This is a genomic window from Arthrobacter sp. AD-310 (assembly GCF_054656615.1).
In genome coordinates this window covers 164,339-186,184 of the sequence record NZ_BAAHNO010000014.1, presented here as the reverse complement: position 1 = coordinate 186,184, position 21,846 = coordinate 164,339, and the positions used below count along the sequence as shown (strand labels likewise).

The following is a 21,846-nucleotide window of genomic DNA, read 5'->3' as shown; positions in this document are numbered from 1 at the left end:
GTTCGGGTAAAGGGTTACGGCGGTCATAGCGTGGGGGAAACGCCCGGTCCCATTCCGAACCCGGAAGCTAAGACCCACAGCGCCGATGGTACTGCACCCTGGAGGGTGTGGGAGAGTAGGACACCGCCGGACAAAACATCAGGTCGAGGCCCCAACCACCACTGGTTGGGGCCTCCCGCATTTAACACCCAACAACCACAAACGCCCCCGGAAAAGCCGCAGGAAATGAGCGGGCGCGAGGGAAAGGCTCAGGAAGCGATGGAGGGACCGGCGGCGGACCCGCAGAGGGGCGCGGAGGGCCGGAAAACCCCTAAATATCCGGTGATTAACCTCAAAAAGTCGCGGAAACACGCGGAATTTGCGGACCGGGACGGCCCAAGCTGGTAAGTTTTCGAACAGTGGCTTGTGCGCATGCCGCGTACAGGCTCCAGAATGATGACCGTCCAGGAGGACATAAATGGCTAAGAACCGTAGTGAACTTGTTGCAGAGGTAGCGGGCAAGGCCGGCACCAGCCAGGCAGCCGTCAACTCCGTCCTCGACGCACTGTTCGAGGTTTTCGAGACTTCTGTCGCCGCGGGCGAGAAGATCACCATCCCGGGCTGGCTCGCCGTCGAGCGCACTGACCGTGCAGCACGCACCGGCCGCAACCCGCAGACGGGTGAGACCATCCAGATCGCAGCAGGCCACAGCGTCAAGCTGACCGCCGGCTCCAAGCTCAAGGCTGCGGTTTCCAACAAGAAGTAAGCTTCTTCGTTGCCGGTGTACAGCCGGACACAGGAGGGCGGTGACCACGTGGTCGCCGCCCTCCTGCTTTAAGCCCCTCCGATTCGCCGCCCGGCCGGGCGTAGCGGACAATGGAATGGTGTCTTCTGCCGCAACACCACGTTCCACCCCTTCCCAGTCCGCCCCCGCCAAGGGAGCGCCGGGCAAGGACAGCGGCGCCCTGGGCATCCCCACCGGCTGGCAGCTGGCAGGGCTCGCCGCGCTCTTCCTCAGCCTTGCAGCCGCGCTAGTCTTCTCCGGCGCGGCAGCGGCGCGTGAGGTGTCCGATCCCGGCGCCCTGGTGCGCTGGGGCCTGCCGGTGAGCAAGGCCATCCACAACGCCTCTGTGGCGACTGTCATCGGGGGCCTGATCTTCGCCGTCGGAATCCTGCCCAAGAGCCTGGCGTCCCGCGCGAGAAGCAGGGACTCCGACGGTGAGGCACCGGAACACCCAGCCTTCAACCGGGCGATGGCCGTGGCGGCGGCCGCGGGTGCCGTGTGGACCCTCTCGGCTATCGCCGTCCTGGTGCTCACCTACGCTGACGTGGCCGGGCAGCCCGTTTCCGGGGACGCGGAATTCACCCAGGCGCTGGTCTACTTCATGACAGATATCGAAACGGGCCGGGCCTGGCTGGCGGTCACCATCATCGCCGCGGTTGTGACAACGGCGCTGTTCGGCGTCCGGTCCCTCGGCGGCCTGGCGCTCACCTTGGTCCTGGCGTTCATTGGACTGGTCCCGACAGCGCTGATCGGACACTCTTCCAGCTCCTCGGACCACGAGGGCGCCATCAACTCCCTTGGCCTGCACTTGGTGGGCGTCAGCATGTGGGTGGGCGGTATCATCCTGCTCGCCCTGCTCTCCGGGATCCTGACCGGTGCCAAAGCCGGCGCCGCAGGAGACATCACCGAGGCCACGCTCAGAAGGTTCTCGAGCCTCGCCGGGTTCGCCTTTGTGCTGGTGTTCGCCTCCGGCGTCATCAACGCGAGCATTCGCGTTACCAGCTGGGCCGACCTCTTCGGATCCGCCTACGGCCAGCTGATCCTCGCCAAGAGTGCCGCTACCCTGGTCCTTGGCGGTATTGGCTTTATGCACCGCCAGTGGGTCATCCCGCAGCTGGGACGCAAAGGCTCCACCATGTCCTCCCGACGGGTCCTCTGGCAGCTGGTCCTCGTGGAACTGCTGGTAATGGGTGGAACATCGGGTGTCGCCGTAGCGCTGGGCCGTTCGGCCCCGCCGGAACCCACCACGTACGCCCCGGACGCTTCGCCCGCGTTCATCCTTACCGGCTACGAACTTCCCCCGGAACTGACCCCGGCACGCTGGCTGACCGAGTGGCGGCTGGACTGGCTCTGGATTGCAGCGGCACTGTTCGGCCTCGTGGCATACGTCCTGGGCGTGGCCAAGGTCCGCCGCCGCGGCGACAAATGGCAGTGGTTCCGGACAGTGAACTGGGTGATCGGCCTGCTGGTGCTGACCTACATCACGTCCGGGCCGCCGTCGGTCTACGGCCGCGTCCTGTTCTCCGCGCACATGGTGGACCACATGGCGCTGACCATGGTGGCGCCGATCTTCCTGGTGCTGGGCGCCCCGGTCACGCTGGCCCTGCGCGCCCTGCAGCCCCGCGGCGACGGCTCACGCGGCGCCCGCGAGTGGGTCCTTGTGTTTGTCCACTCGAAGTTCTCGCAGGTGGTCACCCACCCGCTGTTCGCCGCCGCCAACTTCGCCGGCTCGATCGTCCTGTTCTACTACTCGGACCTGTTCGGGTTTGCGATGCGCGAGCATGTGGGCCACGAGCTGATGATCCTGCACTTCCTGCTGACCGGGTACATCTTCGTGCTGGGCATGATCGGCATCGACCCGCTGCCGCGGCGCGCCCCCTACCCGCTGCGGTTGCTCCTGCTGCTGGCCACCATGGGCTTCCACGCCTTCTTCGGCGTCGCCATCATGGGCGGCGACAACCTGCTGGCCGCGGACTACTTCGGCAACCTGGGCCGCGCGTGGGGCGACTCCGCGCTGGCCGACCAGCAGAAGGGCGGGGCAGTGGCCTGGGGCATCGGTGAGGTGCCCACGCTCCTGGTGGCAATCGGCGTCGCCATCCTCTGGTCCCGGTCCGATGCGCGGGAGACCAAGCGGGTGGACCGCGCCGCCGACAGGAATAACGACGCCGATCTCACCGCTTACAACGATATGTTTGCCAAATTGGCCGAACGCGACGCCAAGCTGGCTGAACGCAACAAGCTGGAAGGACGCTGATGAGCGAAACCGTACGCAACCATGCCCGGGTCCGGGCCTCGGAACTTGTGGGCCGCAACTGGTTGAACACCGGCGGCAAGTCGCTGGACCTCGAAGCCCTGCGCGGCAAGATCGTGCTGCTGGACTTCTGGACGTTCTGCTGCATCAACTGCCTGCACGTCCTGGATGAGCTGCGTCCGCTGGAGGAGCAGTACTCGGACGTCCTGGTCACCGTGGGTGTCCATTCGCCGAAGTTTGAGCATGAGGCGGACCCCGTGGCCCTCGCCGCGGCCGTGGAGCGCTACGAGATCCACCACCCGGTCCTTGACGACCCCGAGCTGGACACGTGGAAGGCGTACACCGCCCGCGCCTGGCCCACCCTGGTGGTCATCGACCCCGAGGGCTACATCGTGGCGCACCTGTCCGGCGAGGGTCACGCGGACGGCCTCGCGGTCCTGATCCCGGAGCTCATCGCCGAACACGAGGCCAAGGGCACCCTGCACCGCGGCTCCGGCCCCTACGTCGCCCCCGAGCCGACCTCCGGCACGCTGCGCTTCCCGGGCAAGGCGCTCTTCCTGCCCGCCGGCCGTGGTTCAGTTGCTGGAGCAGCGTCCGACGCCGGCACTGACGCAGGTGCCGCAATTGCCGGTTCCTGGCTGGTCACCGACACCGGCCACCACCGCCTGGTGGAACTGGACACCGACTTCCAGACGGTCCTTTTCACCTTTGGCTCGGGCACCAAGGGCTACGCCGACGGTCCCGCCGCCGGTGACACGGCCACCGCCCAGTTCAACGAACCCCAGGGCCTGGTCCTGCTGCCGGAAGACGTGGCAGCCAAGGTTGGCTACGACGTCGTGATTGCCGACTCCGTCAACCACCGCCTGCGCGGACTGTCCCTCACGGACGGCAAGGCCTCCACGCTGGCCGGCAACGGGATCCAGAGGCTGCTGGAAACGGGTCCGGCTCGGGTGGATGAGGACGCCGCCGGGTTCACGGGCAAGCTGAGTGAGCACCCGCTTGAGGTCTCGCTGAGCTCACCGTGGGACCTGGTGTGGTCGCGGAAGCTGAACGCCGTGGTGATCGCCATGGCCGGCACGCACCAGATCTTCAGCTTCGACCCCGTCGGCGGGGAAGTGGACATCATTGCGGGCAACGGGCTGGAGGGTCTGCTGGACGGGGCTGCCCACGAGTCCTGGTTTGCCCAGCCCTCCGGTGTGGCCGAGGACGCCGACGGCAACATCTGGGTGGCTGATTCCGAGACCTCCGCACTCCGCAAGCTGGTGATTGACGACGCCGGCACCGTTACCGTGGAGACCGCGGTGGGCAAGGGCCTGTTCGACTTCGGCTTCCGGGACGGCGCCGCGGCCGAGGCGCGCCTGCAGCACCCGCTGGGTGTCACGGTCCTCCCCGACGGCTCCGTGGCCATCGCGGACACCTATAACGGTGCTGTCCGCCGTTACGATCCGGCCGCCGGAACCGTGTCAACGTTGGCCCGCGGCCTGCTCGAGCCGTCCGACGTCATTGTGGACCACACGCACTCGGCCGGTTCTGAACCGCTGCTGGTGGTGGTTGAGGCGAACCAGCACCAACTGGTGTACGTGCCCATCCCCAAGGAAGCGCAGCAGGTGGACGAGGGTGCGTCGCAGACCCACAGGCCCAAGAGCCCCGTGGCTCCCGGCCCGCTGGAGCTGACCGTCCGTTTCACCGCCCCCACCGGGCAGAAGCTTGATGACCGCTGGGGTGACCCCACGCAGCTGAAGGTTTCCTCCACTCCCCCTGAGCTGCTGGTGTCCGGCGGCGGAACCTCCGTGGGCCTGCTCCGGACTGTTGAGCTGTCCTCCGAGATTCCGGAGGGCGTCCTGCACATCACCGCCCGCGCAGCTGCGTGTGACGGGCCGGAGACCGAGGACGGCGAGATCCCGGACCATGCCGCCTGCCACCTGTACCAGCAGGACTGGGGCATCCCTGTGGTGCTGCAGGGCGACGGCGACACCGAGCTCGTCCTGGACCTCCGCGGCATGGACTGACCGCCGGTCCGCCAAAATGGCCCGGTTTTTGACCCTTAGGGGTGGAAGCCGGGCCATTTCCGTTGCATCAGGCAGACTAAAGCTGGGCCAGACTGGGAGGCCACATGTCCACATAGCCCCGCTTTTACCTCCCCTCAGCGCGGGACAGCCGACATTGTGGCCTGATGGACCCCACAGAAATCCTCCGAACAGCTGGCGGAGTGCTGCTAAGACGCGATGTGTCGGCCGCGGGTGCCACGGATGTCGGCCTGCGCCGGGCCGTGCGGGATGGCCAGATATTGAAGCTGGACAGGGGGTTGCTGGCTCTGGCTGACGCCGATACCGACCTGGTGGCGGCCGGGCGTGCGCGCGGATTGCTGACTTGTGTGTCTGCCGCCCCGATGTACGGGCTTTGGCAGCTCCAACCGTCAGCGCGGCCCCACTATTGGCAGAGCAACGGCCGGCATGCCGCCGGGTGTGTAAGTCACCGGCTTCCCCTTACCCAGGAGCCCCGCTATAGAACGCTGGCGGCGCTTCTGGATGTCTTGCTTCATGCCCTGCTCTGCCTGCCGGAACTTGAGTCACTGGTGATGGTGGAGTGTGCTTACAACCGCGGTGACATCGACCTCGCCTATCTCTACCGTCACTTGGACGGCAGGCGCTGCGGTACGGCACGCAACGTGCTGTCTCAGGTTGAATGCGGCGCGGACTCCCTTCTTGAGACCCTGGCCCGCGTGATGTTCAGGGCAGCCGGCATACAAACCGAAACCCAAGTCTGGATTGACGGCGTGGGGCGCGTTGACTTCCTCTTGGAGGGCTTCCTCATTGTGGAAATTGATGGCATTGCCTTCCACTTGGAAACACGGCAGTTCAAAAAGGACCGTCGAAGGGACAACTCCGCGATTCTGCAGGGCCTGCCTGTGCTCCGGTTTTTCTATGATGACGTAGTTTATGCACCGGAATCCGTCTTGGCGCAGGTCCAGGAGGTGCTGGCACGTGGCTCCTTGCGATGGCCGCAGCCAAACCGGCCCAGTTATTAGGGGGCATGTGCCCTAAGCGGCAGGCAAGTCCGAGGAAAAGCCGCAAAAACTGGGCCAGCGTGGAAGGCCGGCCTAGAACGTCAGCATGGGGGTGACTTTGACCGTGTCACCGGAGACGTCCAGGCGGGTGGTGAAGCTGAAGTCCACCTCTTCCTCCAGCGGATACCAGACGCCGGTGAAGAGGTTCTGTTGAAGGGCCTGCACCTTTGCCTTGCCGTCCAGGGGCGCCACCACCCAGCGGCCGTCAAAGGGCTCGATGGACACGTTGGGGTACTCCGTGACGGTCCACTTGATGCTGCCGTCCTGCACCCTGTTGTTGCTGGCGTAGTAGAACGGGCAGTCAGGCTGGAGCCGCTGTTCCTTCTGGGCTTCCGCGGCGCAGGTATCCAGGAACTCCTTGACCTTGCCCGCCACGTCCTCCTTCAGCTTGCTTGTGGCCTGGGTCAGCAGGTTCAGCGGCGCCACGGGGGCGTCCCGGGCTGTGACGGTGGCGCGGGTGGCCGGGGCGGAGAAGTACTGGCCATCCAGGGCTGCCTCGTACTCGCCCGGGTAGAACACGGCGAACGAGTTCCGCCCGTTGGGCATGTTGACCGGCACCCCGTTGACGTTGGCCTGGCTGCCGTTGACCACGGTGATGTCCAGCGTGGGGAGCCGGGTGGGAACAAACGCCCACGTACTAAAGAAGATCCATTCCGTGCCGGTCTTCTCCAGCAGGAACTGGGTGCTGAGCCGGCTGCCGTCGATCGTGTATTCCATCGGCACCATGACCTGGTCGCCGGGACGCTCCTCGGGGTCGCCGATCTCCACATTCGTCAACCGGGACGCGGCTGTCTGCAGCCCTGTCCCGTCCAGCATGGCGGCGTTGCTCGGCGGGACGGTGGCGCGCAGGAGCCCCAGCGCCTTGCCTCCGTCACCCTCCTGCAACGCGTCCAGATATTCGCGCACCGGCTGCTGCGGGCTGGCCACCGTGTTGTTCACCAGATTGATGGCGACGACGGCTGCGGCCACGGCAAGCATGAGGCCCAGCAGCCACCCGGCCGCTATCCTCACCAACGCTTGACTCATCTGCACGTTCCTTACAGTAACGTCAGTGCGCTGGCACTCTAAAGTTGGCGTCTCCCCTAATACGGCCGCAAACACAGCAAACAAGCACGACGGCGGCCGCCGGTACAGCGGCTAAGGGCGCCTCCGGGCCCGCGGAAGTCAGCGGCGGCGGCGCCGGGATGACGTGCCGAATACCCCGCGCAGCAGCTCCCGGCCCAGCTGCGTGCCGACCGACCGGGCCATGCTTTTCAGCCCGCCGCCAAGGGCCCCGCCAAGCACCGAACCCAGGTCGTCCATCATGCCGCCACCCTGCGGGGGTGCCGGCTGTCGGGTGCGGGGAGCCGGCGCGGTGTCATCCCGTGCCGTGTCACGTGAAGGAGCTTGCCGGGTGCTGGGCCTGCCAAGGATTTCCTCCTCGATCCGGCGGGCCTCGGCGTCGATGTCGTCATGGCCACCACCGGCAGCCGGCTCCCGCGATACGGCCGGGCCGGTGGGTGCAGCCGCCGCCTTGCCGGTGAGCCTCTCGTAGGCTGAGTGGCTGTCCACGGCAGTCCCGTACTTGGGAAGCAGCGCAGACGCAGCCACTGTGTTCCGGACCAGGGCCTCGTTGCTGGGTCCCATGACGGACTCCGGTGCGCGGAGCCGGGTATGTGCCACGGGGGTGGGGGCGCCCCGGTCGTTCATGACGGTGATGACGGCCTCGCCGATTCCCGCGGAGGTCAGGGTTTCCTCAAGGTCGTAGTCGCTGACCGGGAAGGTGGACACCGTGGCCTTGAGTGCCTTGGCGTCCTCCGGGGTGAAGGCGCGCAGGGCGTGCTGGACCCGGTTGGCGAGCTGGCCGAGCACAGCGGCGGGAACGTCCTTGGGGGTCTGGGTGACGAAGAAGATCCCCACGCCCTTGGACCGGATCAGCCGGACGGTGGTGGTGATCGCTTCCAGGAACGCCTTGGACGCGCCGTTGAAGAGCAGGTGGGCCTCATCCAGGAAGAACACCAGTTTGGGTTTGTCCAGGTCGCCGGCTTCGGGGAGGTCCTCGAACAGGTCGGCCAGGAGCCACATTAGGAACGTCGAGAACAGCAGGGGCTTGGTTTGCAGGGCGGGCAGCTCCAGGCAGGTGACGACGCCGCGGCCGTCCGCGGCGGTGCGGAGCAGCTCCGCGGTATCAAACTCGGGTTCGCCGAAGAACTTCTCGAGCCCCTGTGCCTCCAGGTTCACCAGCTCGCGCAGGATCACCCCGGCTGTGGCCTTGGAGAGACCGCCGAGTTCCTCCAGCTGGTCCTTGCCTTCGGCGGAGGTGAGGAACGTGATGACGGCCCGCAGGTCCTTGAGGTCGATCAGCTCAAGCCCGTTTTTGTCCGCGAAGTAGAACACGAGCTGGAGGCTGGATTCCTGGGTGCCGTTCAGCTCCATGATCCGGGACAGCAGGATGGGCCCGAACGAGGTCACCGTGGCGCGGACGGGCACGCCATTTCCCTCGCCGCCCAGTGCCAGGAATTCAACGGGGAACGAACGCCCCTGCCAGGGTTGTCCGATGCTCGCCGTGCGGGCGGCGAGCTTCTCGCTGCCGGCGGCGGCCGTCGCCAGCCCGGAGAGGTCGCCCTTGATATCCGCGAGGAACACCGGGACCCCGGCCGTGGAGAGCTGTTCGGCCATCATGTGCAGCGTGACGGTCTTGCCCGTGCCGGTAGCGCCGGCCACGAGGCCGTGCCGGTTCATCATGGCCAGCGGCAGCCGCACCGGCGCGTCCTTGTGGAGTTCGCCGTCGACGATGGCGGCCCCCAGTTCGATGGTGGCACCCTCCAGCGTGTAGCCCTTCTGGATGGTGGCAAGCTTCTCTGCTGTGGTTTTGGCCATGGCGCCAGCTTAGCCGTGGGCATCGCCGGCGCAACGGTGCCCGGCCGTCAGTGCCGGGGAAGCGCCGCCAGGTCTTTGGTAAAGGCCAGCGGCCCGATGGTTTCCGGGTCGGCGTCGACGTCGAACTGGGGCTGGTAGCCGGCGCTGAGGTAGAGGTGCTTGGCTTCGGGCTGCCGGGGACCGGTGGTGAGGTAAAGGCTGGAATAGCCGCGGGCCACCGCCAGCGCTTCCAGTTCGGCGAGGACCAGCCGGGCCAGCCCACGACGGCGGTGGGCCGAGGCGGTCCAGATCCGCTTCAGTTCCGCCGTGCTCTCGTCATACCTCCGGAACGCGCCGCCGGCGATCGATTCCCCGTCTTCCTGGATGACCAGCAACGCGCCGCCGGGCCCTTCGAATTCGGCGGCCGGGTACCGGTTCAGCTCTTCCGCCGCAGCCCCGCGGCCGAACAGGTCGCCGTAGCGGGTGTCGTATTCGACGGCGAGTTCGTCCAGCAGCGGCCGGACCCCGGGATCGTGCATGGGCAGGTTGAGGACCGATAGTGCGGCGGGGTCAAGGGGCCTGGGTCGAAGATCGGGTTCTGCGGTCATGTGCCTAGTTCTTTCCGACGGCGGCTGGTTCTGGAGATATTGTGGCGGAGGGCAGGGCGGCGATGTCACGGGCAACGCCAAGGATGGTGCGGGCGAGGGCGTCGTTTTCCCGGAACGGGGCAGCGTTGGTGTTGGGCCGGGCGAACGCCCCGGCGCCCCAGCCTGAGGTCCCCGGTCCAATCCCGAAGACCCGGTCCTGCGGCTTGCCTTGCGCGTCGATAAGCCGGTGTTCGGCGGTGACAAGGAGCTTGCCGGTGGAGTGGATGCCGTCGCCCGTCAGCAGCTGCTGCTCAGACGCGATCCCGCTGGCATGCAGGGAGGTGAGTACCGGATTGAGCGAGCGTCCCACGGACGTGGCCGGCAACCGTGCCTCGATGAAAGCCGTCGCGGCCACTTCAAACCCGGACTGCGGGGAGGCAGCCCGGAAGGTGCCCGTGGCTTCGTCGGTATTGACCTCCAGGCCAGGGCCCAGGAACTGCAGCAGGCCGGCCCGGTGCAGGGCGAGCATCTGGCGGAGGCGGTGGGGCGGCGGTCCGGAGTCGACGAAGCTGAAGAAGCCATGCCACCAGCCATGCACGGTCTGCTGTGACCGGGAGTTCAGCCGCTCGGCCGGGACCACGCGGCCCACCTCCATGTACACATGCAGCAGGGCCAGGAACAGGGCGAGCGTCTCCGGGTGGTCCGGGCTGTCCCGCAGGGCGAGGTCGTGCTCGATGTGGCCGGCGACGGCGTCCTGCACGTCCTGGTGACCGGAAAAGCGGCGGCCGTCGAACGGGCGGTCCAACCTTTCCAGGTCCAGGTGCAGGGCGGTATCGGGAACGGCGGCGGCAACAAGCTCTGCGCACCCTGGGCTGTACCAGTCCAGTCCCGCGTACCGGGAGGCAAAGGAGTCCCAGTCCATGGCGGCCCGCTCGGGGCTGCCGGTAAGGAGTTCGCGGTAGTAGTAGTATCCGGCCTCCTTGGCAACCAGCGGCCAGAGGTGCTGCTGGAAGTCCAGTTCGCCGTGACGCTGCAGCAGGGCTTCGACGGCCGCCGGGGTGAAGAACCGCAGCGGCCCGGGTGCCTGCCCGCGCAGGGAAGCCGAGATCTTGGAGTGGAACGGCACACCCCGCCGCGACCCGGCCCACAGCCGCGGTTCCCGGCCCGACGGAAGGTAGCGGAGCCCGCCGTCGGACGTCTCTTCATACCGCCCGCCGCGGCCCTCCATCAGGAGGACCAGCAGGTCCACGAAGGCCAGGCCCATGCCGGAGACGATGACGTCCTGGCCCGGGGCGATGGGGGAGTAGTCGACGTCGGTGGTGTAGCTGGGTGCCGCGTGGTAGCCGCCGTGCCGGGCGGCGAAGTCCGCGTGGCCTGCGGAGGCCGCGTCCGGCAGGGAGTCGGTGTGGCCCAGGGCAGTCACGAGGATGTCGGCGTGAAGCGTCCGGCCGTTCGCGAGTTCCACGGCATGCCCGCCGTCGCCGAGGGCAGTGATGCCGACGGCGGTGGTCCGGTGGGCGGTGACGCTCCGGTTGAGTGCCCTGGCGGCACGCCGGTAAAACCACTCAAGGTACTGGCTCTGCAGCTGCCGTGTGGGGAAGGTCGCGCCCCGGAGCGCGCGGAGCTGGTCCCACAGCTGCCGCGGAAAGTCCGGCACGTCCGTGATGGATCCGTCCAGCACGCCGGCCGCCCACTCCACCAGGCCCGGCCCGGGGAAAGCCGAACCCTCGCAGTCCACGGAGGCGTCCGTGAACATGGTGATGTCCGCGGCCATCGAATTGAGTAGGAGGCCGGGGTCCTGGTCGTACCGCCAGATCCGTCCCGAGCCGGGAACGTGCGGCTCCACCACATGGATCTGCAGCGGCCCCGCGAAGACGTCGGGCCGGTTCGCTGCGATCCGTTCCAGCACGCCCGCGGTGCGCGGCCCGCCGCCGATGAAAACGACGGCCGGAATCTTGGCTGGCATGAAGGCTCCTGGGTCAGTGGGGCGGGGAAGTTTGCCCATGCTAGGCAGCGGTTACGACGGCGGTCGAGCGCCTGGTCACGTCCGTTAACTCCGCGTCACAACAGGTCAAACGGCGCAAAAAACCGACTCATGACGCCGTGCGAAGCCGGGTGAACTAATGCAACTTCCGATGTTGCCGCCCTGATTTGGCCGGTCCTAGATTTGCAGCCAGCAACCGGGGCAAAGGGCTTCGGATTAATGACAGAAGCGAGGTGGCCCATGAGTTCAGCAGCAACTACGGCGGCGCAGCCAATAACGCCAGCGCAGCCGGCTGCAGGTGCCGGGCTGCCTCCCGAGAATAGTCCGGCGCGGGTGGCGGAGGATTACTCCTCCTATCCCGTGGTGGCAGCCAAGCACCCGTTGCGCTGGGTGGGGACCGCCGTCGTCGCACTCGGAGTTTTGGCCGTGGCGTGGTCCCTGGCCACCAACCCGCGCTGGGAATGGGGCGTGGTGGCGCAGTGGTTCACCGCCCGGTCGGTGATCACCGGCCTGGTGGAGACCCTGAAGCTCACGGCCATCTCCGGAATCCTCGGCTTCGTGCTGGGTTTCATCCTGGCCCTGATGCGGTTGTCGGCCTCGCCGCTGCTGGTTTCGGTGTCCTGGACGTTCTCCTGGATCTTCCGCTCCACGCCGCTGCTGGTGCAGCTGTTGCTCTGGTACAACCTGGGCTACCTGTACGAGAAGATCAGCCTTGGTATCCCGTTCACGGACGTCCGGTTCTTCGAGGTCCAGACCACCACGCTGATCAGCCAGTTCGCCGCCGCCGTCCTGGGCCTGACCCTGAACCAGGCCGCCTACTCCGCCGAGATCATCCGCGGCGGCATCCTCTCCGTGGACCAGGGCCAGCTCGAGGCCGCGGCCGCACTGGGCATCCCGGCCTGGCGCCGCTCCACCCGGATCGTCCTGCCGCAGGCCATGCGCGCCATCCTCCCCACCGCCTTCAATGAGATCATCGGCCTGGTCAAGGGCACCTCGATCGTCTACGTCCTGGCCTATTCAGAGCTGTTCTACACCGTCCAGGTCATCTACAACCGCACCCAGCAGGTCCTGCCCCTGCTCCTGGTGGCCACGCTCTGGTACGTGGTGATCACGTCAGTGCTCAGCGTCTTCCAGTACTACATCGAACGGCACTATTCCAAGGGCGCGGTGCGGAACCTGCCGCTGACGCCCCTGCAGAAGGCCCGCAAATTCCTCGCCACCCACGCCGTGTCACCCAACCGGAGGAACCCCTGATGACGAACACACTGACCGCCCCCGCAACCACCCGGGGCCTGGTGGAAATCACCGGCGTGCGGAAATCCTTCGGCCCCACCGAGGTCCTCAAAGGCGTCAGCCTCACCGTTGAACCCGGTGGCGTGGCTGTGATCGTGGGCCCCTCCGGCTCCGGCAAGTCCACCCTGCTGCGCACCATCAACCACCTGGAAAAGGTGGACGGCGGGCACATCTCCATCGACGGCAAGCTGGTCGGCTACGAGGTCCGCGGCGGGAAGCTGCACGAGCTCCGCGAGAAGGACATCCTCAAGCAGCGGACCGAAATCGGGATGGTGTTCCAGAACTTCAACCTGTTCCCGCACCTGACCGCGCTGGAGAACGTTGCCGAGGCGCCCGTTGTGGCGCAGGGTCGTTCCAAGGAGGAGGCCCGCCGCCGCGGCCTGGAACTCCTGGACCGGGTTGGCCTCAAGGACCGCGCGGACGCCTACCCGCGCCAGCTCTCCGGCGGACAGCAGCAGCGCGTCGCCATCGCCCGGGCCCTGGCCCTGGATCCCAAGATCCTGCTGTTCGACGAGCCCACCTCCGCCCTCGACCCGGAACTGGTCAACGAGGTCCTGGACGTCATCCGCGAGCTCGCCACGTCCGGCACCACCCTGATCATCGTCACCCACGAGATGGGCTTCGCCCGTGACGTGGCGGACACCGTGGTGTTCATGGACCAGGGGCAAATCGTGGAACAGGGCATCCCGCAGGACATTTTCACCAACCCCCAGGAACCGCGCACCCGGAGCTTCTTCTCCAAGGTGCTCGAACCGGCCTTCAACATCTAAGGAACTTTCGATGGCTTTCCCCCTCCGCGGCGCACACCGCCGCGCACTCACGGTCCTTCCCGCCGTCGTCCTTCTCGGAACCGCGGCGCTCGCAGGGTGCGCCGACCCCGGCGCCTCGGCTGCCGGCACCGCCACCGGAGGCGCGCAGACGACGGCGGCGCGCAACGGCGTCGTCTACAACACCTCTCCGGACCAGCAGCGGATCCGGGCGGACAAGGACGCGGCGCTCGCCGCCAAGGTCCCCGAGCTGATCAGCAAGGACGGCAAGCTGACGGTTGCCACCACGGCCGGGTCCATCCCGCTGTCCTTCCACGCCACCGACGACAAGACCGCGATCGGCTCTGAACTGGACATCGCCCAGCTGGTGGCGGACAAGCTGGGCCTGGAACTCGACATCCAGGTCACGTCCTGGGAAAACTGGCCGCTGAAAACCCAGTCCGGCGACTTCGAGGTGGTCTTCTCCAACGTGGGCGTCAACAAGGACCGGGTGAAGCTGTTCGATTTCGCCAGCTACCGCGCCGCGTTTATGGGATTTGAGGCCAAGAAGTCCTCCAGCTACGACATCAAGGGTGCGGACGATATTTCCGGCCTCCGGGTCTCCGTGGGTTCCGGCACCAACCAGGAAAAGATCCTGCTGGCCTGGAACAAGGAGCTGGAAGGGAAAGGCAAGGCGCCGGCCACCCTGCAGTACTACTCGTCGGAGGCGGACACCATCCTGGCGCTGTCCTCCGGCCGGACGGACCTGAACATCGCCCCGTACCCGTCCACCGTGTACCGGGAAAACACCCGTGACGACCTGAAAGTGGTGGGCAAGGTGAACGCCGGCTGGCCGTCGGAAACCCTGGTGGCCGCGACCTCGCTCCGCGGCAACGGCCTGGCGCCGGTGATCACGGAGGCACTGAACTCGGCCATCGAGGACGGCTCCTACGCCAAGGTGCTGGAACGCTGGGGCCTGTCCGAGGAGGCACTGCCTGAGTCCAGGACCATCACTGAGGAAAATTTCGCCGCCACGCAGACCGGAGCAACAAAATGAGCACGCACGCTGAAACCGCCCTTGAATCCTTTGAAACCGAGTGGCAGGACTGGCACGCCGCCCACGAGCGCAACCGGGCCCACCCGCACGGCTTCCTCGCGGTGACCCACCTGCACTGGCTGGGCAGCGACGCCGCCCCGCTGGAAGGTGCGCCGGGCACCTGGAGCGTGGAGGACGACGTCGTCCGCGTGGTCCTGGAGCCAGGCGAGAGCTTGCAGCGGGACGGCAAGGAACTAAACACCGCCGGCGGTGCCGCACTGACGTTCGGCCCCATCGAGGAACGCGGCAGCATCAACCTGGTGTCCGGCGACACCGTCATCGAGGTGGCCAAGCGCGGCGGCGAGTACATCGTCCGGCCGCGGAACCCGGAGAACGCCTTGCTGCAGGCATACCAGTGCACGCCGGCCTACTCGCCGGACGCCGCCTACGCCGTCCGCGGAACGTTCGTGCCGTTCGAGGCGCCGCGGCGCACCACGGTGGGTGCCGCCGTCGAGGGCATCCAGCATGTGTACGAGGCGCCGGGCGAGATCCGCTTCAAGCTGGCTGGCCAGGAACTGGCGCTCACCGCGTTCAACGGGCACGCCCCGGGCTCGCTGTCCGTGCTGTTCACGGACCAGACCTCCGGCAAGACCACCTATGCGGCCAACCGCTCCCTCTCGGTGGTGCCGGCCGCCGACGGGTCCGTGGTGCTGGACTTCAACCGGGCCGTGAACCTGCCCTGCGCCTACACGGACCTGGCCACCTGCCCGCTGCCGCCGGCGGAGAACCGGCTGCCCGTGGCCATCGAGGCCGGCGAAAAGATCCCCTACGAACGGCAGGACCAGAAGTGAGCAACATTCCATCAGACCGCGCCGGGTTCCTGGCCATCGAGCTCGACGGCGCCGGCTGGGAAGGCGCAGACATCGCCCGGGCCGTGCTGGCGGCCGAGTCCGCCGGTTTCCATGCCGCCACCTTCACCGACGCGCCGGCCCCCGGCCGCGCCAACGCGCTGCAGCGTGCCGCGTTCGCCGGGCCTTTGACGCGGTCCATCGCCCTGGTCCCCGAGGCGGACACCGTCTACACCGAGCCGTTCCACATCTCCACCCAGCTGGCCAGCCTGGACTACGTCTCTGGCGGCCGGGCCGGGTGGATCGCCACCGCCGCCGAAGCACCCGAGGGTGCTGCCGCCGTCGGCCGTTCATTCGTGACGGGTGCGGCGCTGGGGCAGGAGGCAGTGGCGTCCATCGAGGTGTCCCGGCGGCTGTGGGACTCGTGGGAGGACGACGCCGTGATCCGCGACGTCGCCACCGGCCGGTACATCGACGTGGACCAGCTGCACTACATCGATTATGAAACGCCTGCCGGTTTTGCCGGTCCTGCTTACTCGGTGAAGGGGCCGTCCATCATCCCGCGGCCGCTCCAGGGCCAGCTGCCGGTGCTGGTTCCGGCGTCGCTGCTGGGCGAGGTGCCGGCGGACGCCGCGGACGCCGTGCTGGTGTCTGCGCCCACCGCCGAGTTGCTCGCCGGCGAGGTCCGCGAGGTGCGTTCGCGGGTTGGCGGATCCGTTGCGGTGATCGCCGAGCTCGACGTCGTCTTGGACTCCCGCCGGCAGGCTGCGGGGGAGCGGGTTGCCGGTTTTGATGGGGATTCCGACGGCGGCCGCGCGGCGTACGCGGGCGCCGCTGCGGGTCTTACGGACTTCCTGGAGTCCCTGCTGGCGGAGGCCGACGGCGTGCGCCTCCACCCGGCGTCGCTCTTTGTCGACCTGGAGGAACTGGGCCGTTTGGTCCTGCCGGAACTGCGCCGCCGCGGAGTGCTCCGCCCTGTTGTGCAGGACGGCACCTTCCGCGGCCTGCTGGGGCTTGAGCGCCCGGCGAGCCGTTACGCAACTGCCACCGCCGGCGCCGGAAAGTAAAGGGACAAACCATGACACAGCACAACCGTGCTAAATCCGACCTGTTCACACCGGACGTCTTCAAGCCAAGCGGGCAGATCCAGTTCGGTGTCTTCTTTCAGGGCGTCAACTCCGGGACCATCTGGAAGGCGCCGGAATCAGGGTCGCAGACGGACTTCGAATCTTTCCGCCGCATTGCCCAGACCGCCGAGCGCGGGCTCTTCGCCGCATTCTTCCTGGGCGAGGGCTTGCGCCTGCGCGAGCACCTGGGCCGGCCGCACGCACTGGACGTGGTGGGCCGGCCGGATGCGCAAACCATGCTCGCCGCCCTGGGGTCCGTGACCAAGAACATTGGCCTTGTGGCCACGCAGAACACCACGTACAACGATCCCGCGGACCTGGCGCACCGGCTCGCCAGCCTGGACCTGATCTCCGGCGGGCGGGCGGCGTGGAACATCGTGACCACAGACAACGCCTGGACGGGTGCGAACTTCCGCCGCGGCGGCTACCTGGACCATGCCGACCGGTACAAGCACGCCGAGGCGTTCGTGGAGACAGCCAAGCGGATCTGGGACTCGTGGGAAACCCCTGAAGGTCCGGCACGCCGGGTGCTGCATGAAGGCCAGCACTACACCGTGGACGTGACGCCGCGGCTGCCGCGCAGCGCGCAGTACCGGCCGGTGCTGTTCCAGGCCGGCGACTCGCCCGACGGCCGGAACTTCGCCGCCCGCCAGGCCGACGTCATTTTCTCGGCACACCCCAAGTTCGATGACGCCGTGGAGTTCCGCAGGGACCTGGTGGAGCGCTCTGTTGCGGCGGGCCGCGGCGCGAATGCCGTGCAGATCATGCCGGCCGGCGAATTCATCCTGGCGGCCACGGATGCCGAGGCGTTGGAGAAGAAGGAGTGGGTGCGGAGCCTGCAGATCGGCCCGCAGCAGGCGATCGCGTACCTGGAGCAGTTCTGGGGCCGAGAGCTGTCGGAGTACGACCCGGACGGCCCGCTGCCGGAGATCGATCCTGTGGTGGAGGAGACCTCGGAGACCCGCGGCAGCGGCTTCCACGGTGCAAAGGCGCGGCAGCTGGCGGACCAGTGGCGCGCCGAGGCCAAGGACAAGGGGCTGTCCATCCGGCAGTTCGTCACGTCGCGCACGGCGCGGGTGGATGCCACGTTCACCGGGTCCTACACGTCGGTGGCGGACCATCTGGCGGAGTACGCGCGGGTGGGTGCCGTGGACGGGTTCAACATTTCGCCGTGGCTGGTCCCGACCGGCCTGGACGACATCGTGAACCATCTGGTGCCGGAGCTGCAGGCCCGCGGCGTGTACCCCACGGAGTACCGCGGCAGCACGCTCCGCGAGAACCTGAGGCTGGAGACGCCCGTGCCTTCGTCCGATGCTGCCGTCGGAGCGGTCCGCGCCTGATGCGCTGGGCACGCTTGTGGGAAAGGTGCGACGACGGCGGCGAGGTGAGCGCCGCCGTCGGCCCCTCCCTGGGGGTTGCCTCGGAGGACACTGTCAGGCTGCAGCTGACGGTGTGGGAGCATTGCGTGTAATCGGCGGGGAAGTCAGTGCGCCGCCAAGGCGCCGAATTCGACGATGAGGACGCCGGCCGCAATGAGCATGAGCCCGACTGCCATATGGGGTGTCAGGGGTTCCTTGAAAAAGATCCGGGCCGCAACCGCTGTAAGTCCGACGCCGCAGGCCACCCAGATTCCATAGCCGACACCCAGCGGGAGCCCCTCGCCCAGCGCCAGGCTGAGGCAGGAAAAGGCCAGCAGGTAGCCGAGGACGATGGGTGCCAGCCAGATCTTTTTCTTGAGTCCTTCGGACGCCCGCAGGGACATTGTCGCGGCGACCTCGGTGACTATTGCCAGGAAGAGGAAGACCCAGCTCATGCGGCATCCTTCGCTTCCTGGCGGTCATGGGCCTTTTGTGATCCCCGCTCTACGGTGATGACGCCGGCAATGATCAGGGCCATGCCGAAAGCCATCGTCCAAGTGAGGGGCTCGTCGAAGATGGCGGCCGCAAGTAGTGCGGTGGCTGCCACGCCTCCCGCTCCCCAGGCTCCGTACGCCACGCTGATGGTCATTCCCAGCCGCAAGCAGACCGTCAGCAGGCCAAAGGCGAGGCAATAGCCCAGCACGACGAGCGCATACCAGCCCGGGCTCTCGAGGGCTGCCTTCAGGGCCAGGGTGGCACTGACTTCACTGATGATGGCTCCGATGAGGCACAGCCATGTCCTCACTTTGGATCTCCCTCGTCGAGCAGTTCAAGCAGCTGGGCAACAACCAGTTCGCGGTCTGTTTCGGTGGGTGCCAGGACGCCGCTGGCCTGGGCTGCCCAGAGGCCGTCGGCAGCCAGCCGTGCGGCGGCGAAGCGTGCACGGCGTGATGGCGGCATGTTGTCCGGCAGTAACAGCCACGGCTCCAGGTGCCGTGTCCAGGCCGCCTGCAGTTCCGGCCAGTAGGAGGACTGGAACCAGAGTGCCCATTCGGCGCGGGTGTTCTCCCCGTCGGCTGCGGACAGGATGTAGGCGCGGTACCGGTCCGAGGGGGTGGCGTTGCTTTGGTCCGTCAGGCGAACCATTTTTTCGACCAGCTTTGCTGCGGCGTGCTCCACCAGGGCAACCATCAGGGTTTCCCGGTTTGGGAAGTGGTACATCAGCCCGGGCTTGGTTACGCCTGCTTCCTGGGCCACTGCATCCAGCGTGATCGTCGCCCCTTGTGGGCTTCCCGCAACCCGGAGGCCTGCTTCCAGAATGAGGGGCCGCTGACTTTCTCGCACACCAAACTTTACCATTTGGAAGGTGCGGGCCTTTTGCTCGTCAGGTGGGCGTGGCAGCTACGGTGTCTGGGCGCAGATCTCCCAGGATCTGATCGATGAGTGCTTCTATGCTGCCTTCCGACCTCAGTGTCATTCCGGCTTCCGCTGTTTCAAGAAACTCGAGTGTCTCCAGCTGCGATGTGAGGAGGGACGGAGGCATGAAGTGTCCGGGGCGCTGAACCAGGCGCTCCATCAATTCGGACGGCTCGGCCGTTAAGAGGATGAACCTGGTGGAAGGAGCGGCTGCGCGGATAGCGTCACGGTAGGCGCGTTTGAGGGCTGAGCAGGCAACCACAATCCCGTTGGGGTGTTCGGCCGCGAGTTCTGCGCCTACCAGGCGAAGCCATGGCCATCTGTCTTCATCAGTAAGCGGGACGCCTGCAGCCATTTTTTCAACGTTTGGCAACGGGTGCAGGTCATCAGCGTCTTTGAAGGTTGCTCCAAGGCGGGCTGCGAGGGCAGACCCGAGCGTACTCTTGCCCGAGCCCGATACACCCATGACAACTAGAGGAATATGCACTAAAGCGCTCCTTGTTGTGCTGTTCCTGCTGGGATCGGGACCAGCCGGGTTACTAAGACGGGCCTTTCCAACAGGCCTTCGAGGGACGCGTTCAGCCGTTTGACCGGCTCACCTTCGGCATGGGCGTCCAGCAGCTCAGCAGATTCCCATTTCTCGATCATGAGGATCTGGTTGTTAGGGGCTTCATGGATCGCGTAAAGCAGGCAGCCAGGTTCCTGGTGGACTTCACTGATTGCGGGGGAGAGGGCGGCGACGACTTGGTCGTAGGCGCCTTCCTTTGGGCTAAAAGCTGCGGTGACGACGACGGTCATGGTGAGGTTCTCCTCGTGTTAGGGGTTCCGTGAAGGTGGCAGAGGCTCGGTGGGGACAGAGCGCGGACCGGCGGTCATAGTCCGTCGGTCCGCGCGTATTGTTGTGGCTCACCTTTGACTCAGCTGGGAGCGGCGGGGTTTCCCGGGCGGGCTTCAGTGGCGCCGGTACTCAGAGGAGTTAGCGCTGGCTGATCACGGTGCCGGAACGGCTTCAATGGCGAGGGCTTCGGTTTCGCGGCGCAGTTCAAGGGCTTGGGTGAGCGAGTCGTCCATAATGACGTCTTCCCAGCGGACGATCCCGCCCTTGGGCACGTCATTGCGCAGTTCCACGTGATGGGCCAGCGCAACCGGCAGGGCACCGGTTGTGACGGAGTGCTTCGCGGAAACGAGTTGGCCCCACACGGTGTATCCGCCTTCGCCGTCGAGGAATTCACCGGCTTTGAGGTCCTTCTTGGCGGTGGCGACAACGTCGCCGAAGAACCCGATGGGTGAACCTGTGGGGATTCCGCGGAGGACGGCGTTGGCGATGGACATGTTCAGTTCCAGGCCGACGTAGTGGTAGGGGCGGTACAGGGCGGCGTACTGGCCGGTGGGGTCCGGGTGCCAGGGGTATTCGTTAAAGCAGCCGGAGACGTAGGCGTTCGTTGCCTTGACGACGACGAAGACGCCTTCCTGCGTGTTGTGGGGGATCCAGGTGCCGTCACGGTTGACACTGGACATGACGTCGACGGTGCCTTCGTGGGCGAGGGCACCTCCGACGTCTGCGGGGCGGCAGATTGAGGCGATCTCCTCGACGTCTCCCGGGGTGAAGGTCAGCCCGGTGTCGGAGGGTACCAGTCCTGCGGCGTTGGCGACGGCGGCCATTTCGATGGCGGCCTTGGTGCCGTCGCGGAAGGAGGTATGCATATTGGGGTTCAGCTGCCCTGAGTCAGTGAGTTCCTTGGAGAATTCCCAGTTTTCCCAGACGTTATCGGGGTTCATCTCGTGGTAGTGCTCAAGGAATTTCGCACCCTTGCCGGCACAGACGACGTCGAATCCGCTGGTGCGGGCCCAGTCGACCAGTTCCATGATGAGGGCAGGCTGGTCGCCGTATGCCATCGAGTAGACAACACCGGCTGCTTCTGCCCGCTTCGCAAGAGCGGGCCCTGCCAAGGCGTCGGCCTCAACCGTGACCATAATGATGTGCTTTTTCGTTTCGATGGCACGCAGCGCGTGCTTCACGCCCACGATGGGATTGCCGGTGGCTTCCACAATAAGGTCGATGTCGACGTCGAAAAGCTCGTCAGCGTTGCCCACGATCGCCGTTGAGCGGTTCCTCAGGGCGGTTGCGATATCGGGGGCGATCTGGTCTTTTGGCCATCCGACCAGTGCGAAAGCACCTTCAGCGCGTTTGACGTTGATGTCAGCGATGGCGACGACGTGGATGCCCGGAATGTTGTTTGCCTGGGCAAGGTACATCGTTCCGTAGCGTCCGGCGCCGATCAGGCCGACCCGGATGGGCTTTCCGTCGGCTTCGCGCTGGGTCAGGAGATGGTGCAGATTCATGGGTTGCCTTTCAAGGGATACGGCGCTGTTCCGGAAGGAAACGCGGGCTGGTCTGGGATCAACCGCAGCTTTGGGGTTCCACTCCTCACCTTGCGGCTCGCTGCCGCTGGTACTGGAGCCGCACAACAAGCGGCACCGCACTGAGGTAAAATAAATGGAACCGGTACACTTTTATGTCACAGCGTAGTT

General features: G+C 66.5%; 20 protein-coding genes and 1 rRNA gene. 11 read left to right on the top strand and 10 right to left on the bottom strand.

The window, feature by feature from the left end; translation table 11 throughout:
• The first annotated feature begins 15 nt into the window (after positions 1–15).
• The 5 genes from rrf to ACYQ1Z_RS10690 all read left to right on the top strand — a co-directional run bounded on the left by rrf (position 16) and on the right by ACYQ1Z_RS10690 (position 6,042).
• A 5S ribosomal RNA gene (gene rrf, locus ACYQ1Z_RS10710) occupies positions 16–132 on the top strand.
• Positions 133–457: 325 nt separating this feature from the next.
• Positions 458–745, top strand: coding sequence for an HU family DNA-binding protein (locus ACYQ1Z_RS10705; RefSeq protein WP_009358243.1), 288 nt, complete (start codon positions 458–460; stop codon positions 743–745).
• 115 nt (positions 746–860) lie between these two features.
• Entirely contained in the window at positions 861–3,017 is a 2,157-nt protein-coding gene (locus ACYQ1Z_RS10700; RefSeq protein WP_459792496.1) for a cytochrome c oxidase assembly protein, read from the top strand.
• Positions 3,017–5,023, top strand: a complete 2,007-nt coding sequence (locus tag ACYQ1Z_RS10695) for an NHL domain-containing thioredoxin family protein (RefSeq protein WP_459792495.1) — start codon at positions 3,017–3,019, stop codon at positions 5,021–5,023. Before ACYQ1Z_RS10700 ends, ACYQ1Z_RS10695 begins: the two co-directional genes overlap by 1 nt.
• A gap of 164 nt (positions 5,024–5,187) precedes the next feature.
• Positions 5,188–6,042, top strand: a complete 855-nt coding sequence (locus tag ACYQ1Z_RS10690; protein ID WP_459792494.1) for a DUF559 domain-containing protein — start codon at positions 5,188–5,190, stop codon at positions 6,040–6,042.
• A 72-nt stretch (positions 6,043–6,114) separates the two neighbouring features.
• On the opposite strand, the gene ACYQ1Z_RS10685 is transcribed toward ACYQ1Z_RS10690, so the two are convergent.
• The 4 genes from ACYQ1Z_RS10685 to ACYQ1Z_RS10670 all read right to left on the bottom strand — a co-directional run bounded on the left by ACYQ1Z_RS10685 (position 6,115) and on the right by ACYQ1Z_RS10670 (position 11,472).
• A complete protein-coding gene (locus ACYQ1Z_RS10685; protein WP_459792493.1) occupies positions 6,115–7,107 on the bottom strand; it encodes a hypothetical protein in 993 nt (330 codons plus the stop codon).
• Between the two features lie 138 nt (positions 7,108–7,245).
• On the bottom strand, positions 7,246–8,940 hold the full coding sequence (locus ACYQ1Z_RS10680; RefSeq protein WP_459792492.1) for a helicase HerA-like domain-containing protein: 1,695 nt from the start codon (positions 8,938–8,940) through the stop codon (positions 7,246–7,248).
• 47 nt (positions 8,941–8,987) lie between these two features.
• Complete coding sequence (locus ACYQ1Z_RS10675) at positions 8,988–9,527, bottom strand: GNAT family N-acetyltransferase (RefSeq protein WP_459792491.1); 540 nt, start codon at positions 9,525–9,527, stop codon at positions 8,988–8,990.
• Positions 9,528–9,531: 4 nt separating this feature from the next.
• Positions 9,532–11,472, bottom strand: coding sequence for an FAD/NAD(P)-binding protein (locus ACYQ1Z_RS10670; protein WP_459792490.1), 1,941 nt, complete (start codon positions 11,470–11,472; stop codon positions 9,532–9,534).
• A 258-nt stretch (positions 11,473–11,730) separates the two neighbouring features.
• Between ACYQ1Z_RS10670 and ACYQ1Z_RS10665 the strand changes: the two genes are divergently transcribed.
• From ACYQ1Z_RS10665 to ACYQ1Z_RS10640, 6 genes are read left to right on the top strand one after another with little or no spacing between them, the layout of a single operon-like run.
• Complete coding sequence (locus ACYQ1Z_RS10665) at positions 11,731–12,744, top strand: amino acid ABC transporter permease (protein ID WP_459792489.1); 1,014 nt, start codon at positions 11,731–11,733, stop codon at positions 12,742–12,744.
• Complete coding sequence (locus tag ACYQ1Z_RS10660) at positions 12,744–13,553, top strand: amino acid ABC transporter ATP-binding protein (protein ID WP_459792488.1); 810 nt, start codon at positions 12,744–12,746, stop codon at positions 13,551–13,553. The genes ACYQ1Z_RS10665 and ACYQ1Z_RS10660 overlap by 1 nt, the downstream gene beginning before the upstream one ends.
• A gap of 10 nt (positions 13,554–13,563) precedes the next feature.
• Positions 13,564–14,586 carry a transporter substrate-binding domain-containing protein gene (locus ACYQ1Z_RS10655; RefSeq protein WP_459792487.1) on the top strand — a complete coding sequence of 341 codons (1,023 nt, stop codon included), beginning with the start codon at positions 13,564–13,566 and terminating at the stop codon, positions 14,584–14,586.
• Complete coding sequence (locus ACYQ1Z_RS10650) at positions 14,583–15,416, top strand: DUF1684 domain-containing protein (protein ID WP_459792486.1); 834 nt, start codon at positions 14,583–14,585, stop codon at positions 15,414–15,416. The genes ACYQ1Z_RS10655 and ACYQ1Z_RS10650 overlap by 4 nt, the downstream gene beginning before the upstream one ends.
• The gene (locus ACYQ1Z_RS10645; protein WP_459792485.1) at positions 15,413–16,480 is read left to right on the top strand and encodes an LLM class flavin-dependent oxidoreductase; all 1,068 of its coding nucleotides are present in this window, start codon (positions 15,413–15,415) and stop codon (positions 16,478–16,480) included. Before ACYQ1Z_RS10650 ends, ACYQ1Z_RS10645 begins: the two co-directional genes overlap by 4 nt.
• Before the next feature lie 11 nt (positions 16,481–16,491).
• Complete coding sequence (locus ACYQ1Z_RS10640; RefSeq protein ID WP_459792484.1) at positions 16,492–17,880, top strand: NtaA/DmoA family FMN-dependent monooxygenase; 1,389 nt, start codon at positions 16,492–16,494, stop codon at positions 17,878–17,880.
• 143 nt (positions 17,881–18,023) lie between these two features.
• On the opposite strand, the gene ACYQ1Z_RS10635 is transcribed toward ACYQ1Z_RS10640, so the two are convergent.
• From ACYQ1Z_RS10635 to ACYQ1Z_RS10610, 6 genes are all read right to left on the bottom strand, one after another.
• The gene (locus ACYQ1Z_RS10635; RefSeq protein ID WP_459792483.1) at positions 18,024–18,353 is read right to left on the bottom strand and encodes a DMT family transporter; all 330 of its coding nucleotides are present in this window, start codon (positions 18,351–18,353) and stop codon (positions 18,024–18,026) included.
• Complete coding sequence (locus tag ACYQ1Z_RS10630) at positions 18,350–18,703, bottom strand: DMT family transporter (RefSeq protein ID WP_459792482.1); 354 nt, start codon at positions 18,701–18,703, stop codon at positions 18,350–18,352. The genes ACYQ1Z_RS10635 and ACYQ1Z_RS10630 overlap by 4 nt, the downstream gene beginning before the upstream one ends.
• The gene (locus ACYQ1Z_RS10625; RefSeq protein WP_459792481.1) at positions 18,700–19,257 is read right to left on the bottom strand and encodes a TetR/AcrR family transcriptional regulator; all 558 of its coding nucleotides are present in this window, start codon (positions 19,255–19,257) and stop codon (positions 18,700–18,702) included. Before ACYQ1Z_RS10625 ends, ACYQ1Z_RS10630 begins: the two co-directional genes overlap by 4 nt.
• 25 nt (positions 19,258–19,282) lie before the next feature.
• Positions 19,283–19,801 (bottom strand): gluconokinase, encoded by a 519-nt coding sequence (locus ACYQ1Z_RS10620; RefSeq protein ID WP_459792480.1) that lies wholly within the window; start codon positions 19,799–19,801, stop codon positions 19,283–19,285.
• Entirely contained in the window at positions 19,801–20,112 is a 312-nt protein-coding gene (locus tag ACYQ1Z_RS10615) for a putative quinol monooxygenase (RefSeq protein ID WP_459792479.1), read from the bottom strand. The genes ACYQ1Z_RS10620 and ACYQ1Z_RS10615 overlap by 1 nt, the downstream gene beginning before the upstream one ends.
• Before the next feature lie 192 nt (positions 20,113–20,304).
• Entirely contained in the window at positions 20,305–21,657 is a 1,353-nt protein-coding gene (locus tag ACYQ1Z_RS10610) for an NAD(P)H-dependent oxidoreductase (protein ID WP_459792478.1), read from the bottom strand.
• Between the last annotated feature and the right edge of the window lie 189 nt (positions 21,658–21,846).